The organism is Piscirickettsia litoralis (assembly GCF_001720395.1).
GTDB classification, from domain to species: domain Bacteria; phylum Pseudomonadota; class Gammaproteobacteria; order Piscirickettsiales; family Piscirickettsiaceae; genus Piscirickettsia; species Piscirickettsia litoralis.
The window spans coordinates 107,423-112,227 of record NZ_MDTU01000002.1; the positions used below are offsets into that span (position 1 = coordinate 107,423).

Annotated in this window: 12 protein-coding genes; all 12 read right to left on the bottom strand. The window is 39.9% G+C overall.

Annotated features, from left to right (window positions below; translation table 11 throughout):
- Window positions 1-166: 166 nt before the first annotated feature.
- A complete protein-coding gene (locus BGC07_RS15425) occupies window positions 167-364 on the bottom strand; it encodes a hypothetical protein (protein ID WP_069313966.1) in 198 nt (65 codons plus the stop codon).
- A gap of 111 nt (window positions 365-475) precedes the next feature.
- On the bottom strand, window positions 476-961 hold the full coding sequence (locus tag BGC07_RS15430; RefSeq protein ID WP_069313967.1) for a single-stranded DNA-binding protein: 486 nt from the start codon (window positions 959-961) through the stop codon (window positions 476-478).
- Entirely contained in the window at window positions 962-1,252 is a 291-nt protein-coding gene (locus BGC07_RS15435; RefSeq protein WP_069313968.1) for a hypothetical protein, read from the bottom strand.
- Between the two features lie 33 nt (window positions 1,253-1,285).
- Entirely contained in the window at window positions 1,286-1,840 is a 555-nt protein-coding gene (locus BGC07_RS15440; RefSeq protein WP_069313969.1) for a hypothetical protein, read from the bottom strand.
- A gap of 76 nt (window positions 1,841-1,916) precedes the next feature.
- Complete coding sequence (locus BGC07_RS15445) at window positions 1,917-2,375, bottom strand: hypothetical protein (RefSeq protein ID WP_069313970.1); 459 nt, start codon at window positions 2,373-2,375, stop codon at window positions 1,917-1,919.
- A 120-nt stretch (window positions 2,376-2,495) separates the two neighbouring features.
- The gene (locus tag BGC07_RS15450) at window positions 2,496-2,738 is read right to left on the bottom strand and encodes a hypothetical protein (RefSeq protein ID WP_069313971.1); all 243 of its coding nucleotides are present in this window, start codon (window positions 2,736-2,738) and stop codon (window positions 2,496-2,498) included.
- Window positions 2,728-2,970, bottom strand: a complete 243-nt coding sequence (locus BGC07_RS15455; protein ID WP_069313972.1) for a hypothetical protein — start codon at window positions 2,968-2,970, stop codon at window positions 2,728-2,730. The genes BGC07_RS15450 and BGC07_RS15455 overlap by 11 nt, the downstream gene beginning before the upstream one ends.
- Window positions 2,967-3,335, bottom strand: a complete 369-nt coding sequence (locus BGC07_RS20250) for a hypothetical protein (RefSeq protein WP_139121779.1) — start codon at window positions 3,333-3,335, stop codon at window positions 2,967-2,969. Before BGC07_RS20250 ends, BGC07_RS15455 begins: the two co-directional genes overlap by 4 nt.
- Window positions 3,336-3,363: 28 nt before the next feature.
- On the bottom strand, window positions 3,364-3,663 hold the full coding sequence (locus tag BGC07_RS15465) for a PDDEXK family nuclease (RefSeq protein WP_139121780.1): 300 nt from the start codon (window positions 3,661-3,663) through the stop codon (window positions 3,364-3,366).
- A gap of 4 nt (window positions 3,664-3,667) precedes the next feature.
- Complete coding sequence (locus tag BGC07_RS15470) at window positions 3,668-3,955, bottom strand: SANT/Myb-like DNA-binding domain-containing protein (RefSeq protein ID WP_069313975.1); 288 nt, start codon at window positions 3,953-3,955, stop codon at window positions 3,668-3,670.
- Between the two features lie 108 nt (window positions 3,956-4,063).
- Window positions 4,064-4,501, bottom strand: coding sequence for a transposase family protein (locus BGC07_RS15475; protein WP_139121781.1), 438 nt, complete (start codon window positions 4,499-4,501; stop codon window positions 4,064-4,066).
- Window positions 4,502-4,645: 144 nt separating this feature from the next.
- Window positions 4,646-4,804: an IS66 family insertion sequence element accessory protein TnpB gene (tnpB, locus tag BGC07_RS24010; RefSeq protein WP_394332142.1), complete on the bottom strand. Its 159-nt coding sequence runs from the start codon at window positions 4,802-4,804 to the stop codon at window positions 4,646-4,648.
- Window position 4,805 lies beyond the last annotated feature (1 nt).

Here is a 4,805-nt window from a genome sequence, read left to right on the forward strand (position 1 = left end):
AATACTGCCGCCTGGATCATTTTTTTGAAATTCCTGAATCTTAAAAATGGACTCTGGCCAACCAATGGAGTCCTGGCTTTGTTGCACATAATCACCCCAACACCTCAACCTTCTTTTTACTGCTTTTGTATCCAGCATCGGCATGACTTTCTCCTCTACATACGACTTAATGCCGAATTGAAGCTTGATACTCCGCCTCTGACATTATTTTATGCTTTCGCTCTTTTAGATTAATCCCACGTAGCCGGGCAATGCTGATTGCCGTCCTACGCACATCATCGGGGTTATAGTTTGATTCAAAGTGAATCACTTCATCGCGTTGTTTGCCTTCGATAATTAATACCCATTTTAAGATCTCAACCATAAATACCACTCCGGTTGCTTTTTTATACTTATTTCGCGCAAAATTTAAACACGATTTGTGTTTTACAGGCAACCCAGCAAAAAGACTAGTGATAATGGTATATTCAGCTCATTAAAAAGGAACGTCATCAAGTTCGTCAAAATTAGCAGGAACATCAAGCTGCTGTTGCGTTTCTTGCTTCGCTATAAATGCCTGCTGGCCTGGTGTTTGCGCCTGTGGTTTTAACTTTGGAGAGTGCTGCAACTGTGATTGAGTACGATCTCCACCCCCAGCGCCCAGCATCTGCAAGTTACTGCCAACAACTTCGGTGGTATAACGATCTTGTCCATTCTTGTCTTTCCACTTGCGAGTTTTAAGCTTACCTTCGACATACACAAGCGACCCTTTGCTCAAATATTCCTTAGCAATTTCGGCTAATCGCTTATATAAAACAACCCGGTGCCATTCTGTGCTTTCTTGATTTACCCCGTGTTGATCTTTCCATTGTTCTGATGTCGCCACAGTCAAATTGGCAACCGCGTCACCTGTTTGCATATATCGAACATCAGGGTCCTGACCTAAGCGCCCGACGATAATCACTTTATTCACACCACGCACTTATGACAGTCCTTGCCTATTCTTCTTAATTTTTTCTTGTAGCTCCGTATTGAACTTATTTAATATCATGCGACACAATGCCCCATCATTAGAAGAACGCTGGGCTATTTCCAATTCATAATTTATCAGTTGATCAACTAACATATTCATAAAGCCGGTAAAATAAAACAATTGCTCACTTTGTTTATCAATATTCTCCGTTACGCAGATCACACTTTTTTGCACATCGTCAAAAATCTCGTTGAATTCAGCTTCAGCTTTTTTCATTAACTCTTGTCTATACTCGTTCACTTAAGCATCTCCACTTCTCTGCTTTTAAGTTCATCATACTTTGAAATAATGTATAAAATTGCATGCAAACAAATTAAATATTGTTTCGTAAATAGTTAAAAAATTGCCGTAAAACGAATAAAAGTTAAAATCATAACTTGATTCAAATTCTCGTATTGCACAAGATGCTGAGTGTTCATCATCACAACGAAATATTTGTCTCTCAATCTCCTCCCACACTTCTTGTTTTTCATCTTCACTATCGAATTCATGGCCATTAAAGTATTCTGTTACAGACTTTTCAAACTCCTCTACACTAAATTTTTTATAGCCTACAAACACACTGTTACTCACAAGTTTCTCAGACCAATAGTGCGGATTAATATCAACTCCTCCACGAAAAAAATCAAACATATCTTCATGAGATCGAAAAACATAAGTCCCAAAATCGCCACCAACACATAAATGTTGAGGAGATGTGGTGATTGTAAAGTGATGGGTTAAAGAACCGTCATTAGTAAATCGCAAATGTCTATGCACACCATCATCAATGACTACCTCAAGAGAGTGGTTTTTTACATAATTTAAGAAGTCTTGCTTAACATTCATAGTCATATATCCTGTTTCAGTTTTCTGAAGTTATCATTGATAAGGTATGTAATGCTCTATTACTTGGGGTTTACTTTCACCCATTACTAACCTTCTTTTCTGTATCGATATTCGATGCAAGAGCTACCGGCATAAAACACTCATCAACAAAAGGACGTTCCAGCCAATCTTTAGCGATAGTAAAGCGTAGCCCCTTACCAAGCGTTTTAAATAAGCCATAAGACTTCCAATCACACACCGGGCAAATAAAGCCTTTTTCTGGCTCGAATTTCGCCCTCGTTTCTTCCTCGTCTTGAAAGACCAAGACACTCTCGTCTAGCTTTGGAAAGTTACCCTCTTGATAGTAATTTGGATACGAATAGTCTCGATTTTTCTCTAGTGCTTCAAAGACGGTAACAGGGTCAAGTTTGAAATATTCAGCATAATGCTCACAAATTGATAATATTGTTTCAACAAAGACCTCAACTCGGTCATCCCAGCCATCGACCTTATCTGTCATCTCTCTTACTTTTTTTTCTAACGCTGTATTTTTCATATCACCTCCAAAATTACCTAGTGCACCAATGAAGACTCAGAGTCTTGTAGTGGCATTTTCGCCATCTTAGCTTGAATGCCATTATTCTTTCCAACACCAATGATATCATTCAGCATTGACTCAAAAACGGCGATTTTTTGTGCATTCACCGCAATCAATTTTAAAAAACTGACAGTGATAAAGACGAAAATCTGCAAGATGAGCAATTAGCGCAGCAAGTGTTGAGTCGGCATAGGTTGCTTGATCGGCTATATTTTCTATATTCTCAGAGCCATCAAGCAATCTTTTTTTTATCAATTCAACGCATGCAGACACTTGCTCACGAATTAAATCATCAATGCTTTTATTTTCATTATTTTCCACTAGATATCCCCTTACTATTAACCCACAATCCCACAAACGCAGACAAAAATACCAAACCAAACGCAATCAACAATGCTCGACCAAAATCTGGAGCAATAAAGACAGTAAAATGACTACCAATCACCTGAAGCAAATACACCGCTCCAGCCGCTCCATACAACAGGATCACCGTCGTTAATAACGAAAATACGCCTTGCTCTAAGGTGCTTAATAGCCGCTCAAACCAACTCATACGTGCAACTTCCCTTCAATTTCTCGTTGACTACGATGCCTTAAAAACAAAGCTTGCGGTTTTGTTGGGGTCGGGGTTACCTCTACAGGTTGCGGTGCTTTTTTACCCGTTTTTAATTGCTCTATGAATTGCTTTCGTCGCTGCATCAGATCATCAAATGCTTCGATCCTTCCACCTGCCGCATACCCTTTATAAACTTCGTAATTTGTTGCGTATTTCAATCTATACTGTCCCCACTTCTTGATGCAGTCACTGCGCTTTACATCAAGCGCTTCAGAAATATCTTCTATCGTTAATAAGGGGTAGCTTCTAGCAATATAACGGCACATCTCTTCTGTTAACTTCCGGTTAGGTTGTTTAATCATCTCAGCCTCAATTTCATCCAAAATATTTTTAATTTGGCGGATAGCAATAAATTTTTTCAACTTGCTGCGGGGTGTAACGAAGCACTCGCCAACCAAGCTCGGCAGCAGCGTTATATTTTTCGCAATCAGCCTCAAAGCCCTTACCTCGCGTATGACGACCCTGAGAGTACGCACCGCCTTCAACCTCAACAGCCAGCTTGTATACAGGCATTGCAAAATCAAACCGCCAACGTCTTTTAGGGTGAAAGCGGTATTCTTGCTCGACTAACAAACCTTCAAGCTCACATTGCACCCTAAGTAATCGCTCACCTGCAGACTCTTTTGCCATGTTGTTATCCTGCGATCGCTTGAGGAGTCGACTTAACAATGAGCTTCAATCCCACCACATTAAACGTCTTCAAAAACGTGTTAACCGCCTCGGGGGTTAGGTCAATTTCGGTCGTCCCTTTTACAGCCATCTCGACACCATCAGCACCAGCGAGAAGCATGCGCTTAGCTTTGCTATAGATTTGATCTTTAGTTCGCCCCGGCAACAGCGATTGCATTTCTTTAACACTCTTAACTGGGTAATACTCTCGCATCAGCTGCTCTTCTTCTTGGGTCCACTGGCTTCTATTCATTACTTATCTCCTCAATTTTTTACCATGCTAACCGACTGACCTTGAAAACAACGACCAATCGAACGACCAATTACAAAATAATTTTAAAAAGAAAAAATCCACCAAAATTCACACCCACTCAGTCTCATGCGGCACACATTCAAATCCACTAAAATCAGCCTCCCCTAGCCCCCTATTTTGAGAACGACGATCTAGAAGTAGCCTTATAACCTCATCAATAAACAAACCCAGTGCCGCCGTACCACCGGCGCTTATATCTGATACACCCCTAATGACACCCAAGAAAATAAACTCTAAAAGCCCCTTCCAATAACGCTTTACAGTACTCAAAGACACTCCTGAACGACTAGCAATATCGATTTGATTAAGGTTAAGTTTTAAGTTGATGCCTAGCTTTGCACTTCTAGCTGCACGTTGTAGTTTCTTAAGAGTTTTAGCCCGCTTTATCTCTGCGCTGTATAAAGCGCCTGCCTGCATTTTCTCAATAGGTGTGAGCTGGTCAGCACTTAATTTTTCAGAACGCTGTCCATAACGATGACGTTTCAACTGCTCATACAAAGCTTTATAATGATCACGTTACGTACTGACTTGATCAATCAACTTATGGCAATCGTTAATATCTTGTGGGTAAATTTGGGCATCCTTCATGGCGACTATTATACCATAGCCCGACACTTTTAAGTGGATTTATTAAAATAATTTACTGTATTTTTCCTTATCTTTTTGCTTTACCTCATACCAATTAATCCCATCCAAAAGCAAACTCAATTGAGCTTCATTCATCAGGTAATATGCATCATTTAATTTAGGAAGTTTAAAGCAGCCTTTTTCAAGGCGTTTATAAAACAAG

What these genes read in the sequence shown, in the direction of transcription:
- BGC07_RS15425 (WP_069313966.1), bottom strand. Translation starts at nt 364, where the DNA reads ATGGTTGAGATCTTAAAATGGGTATTAATTATCGAAGGCAAACAACGC.
- BGC07_RS15440 (WP_069313969.1), bottom strand. Translation starts at nt 1,840, where the DNA reads ATGAATGTTAAGCAAGACTTCTTAAATTATGTAAAAAACCACTCTCTT.
- BGC07_RS15445 (WP_069313970.1), bottom strand. Translation starts at nt 2,375, where the DNA reads ATGAAAAATACAGCGTTAGAAAAAAAAGTAAGAGAGATGACAGATAAG.
- BGC07_RS15455 (WP_069313972.1), bottom strand. Translation starts at nt 2,970, where the DNA reads ATGAGTTGGTTTGAGCGGCTATTAAGCACCTTAGAGCAAGGCGTATTT.
- BGC07_RS20250 (WP_139121779.1), bottom strand. Translation starts at nt 3,335, where the DNA reads ATGATTAAACAACCTAACCGGAAGTTAACAGAAGAGATGTGCCGTTAT.
- BGC07_RS15465 (WP_139121780.1), bottom strand. Translation starts at nt 3,663, where the DNA reads ATGGCAAAAGAGTCTGCAGGTGAGCGATTACTTAGGGTGCAATGTGAG.
- BGC07_RS15470 (WP_069313975.1), bottom strand. Translation starts at nt 3,955, where the DNA reads ATGAATAGAAGCCAGTGGACCCAAGAAGAAGAGCAGCTGATGCGAGAG.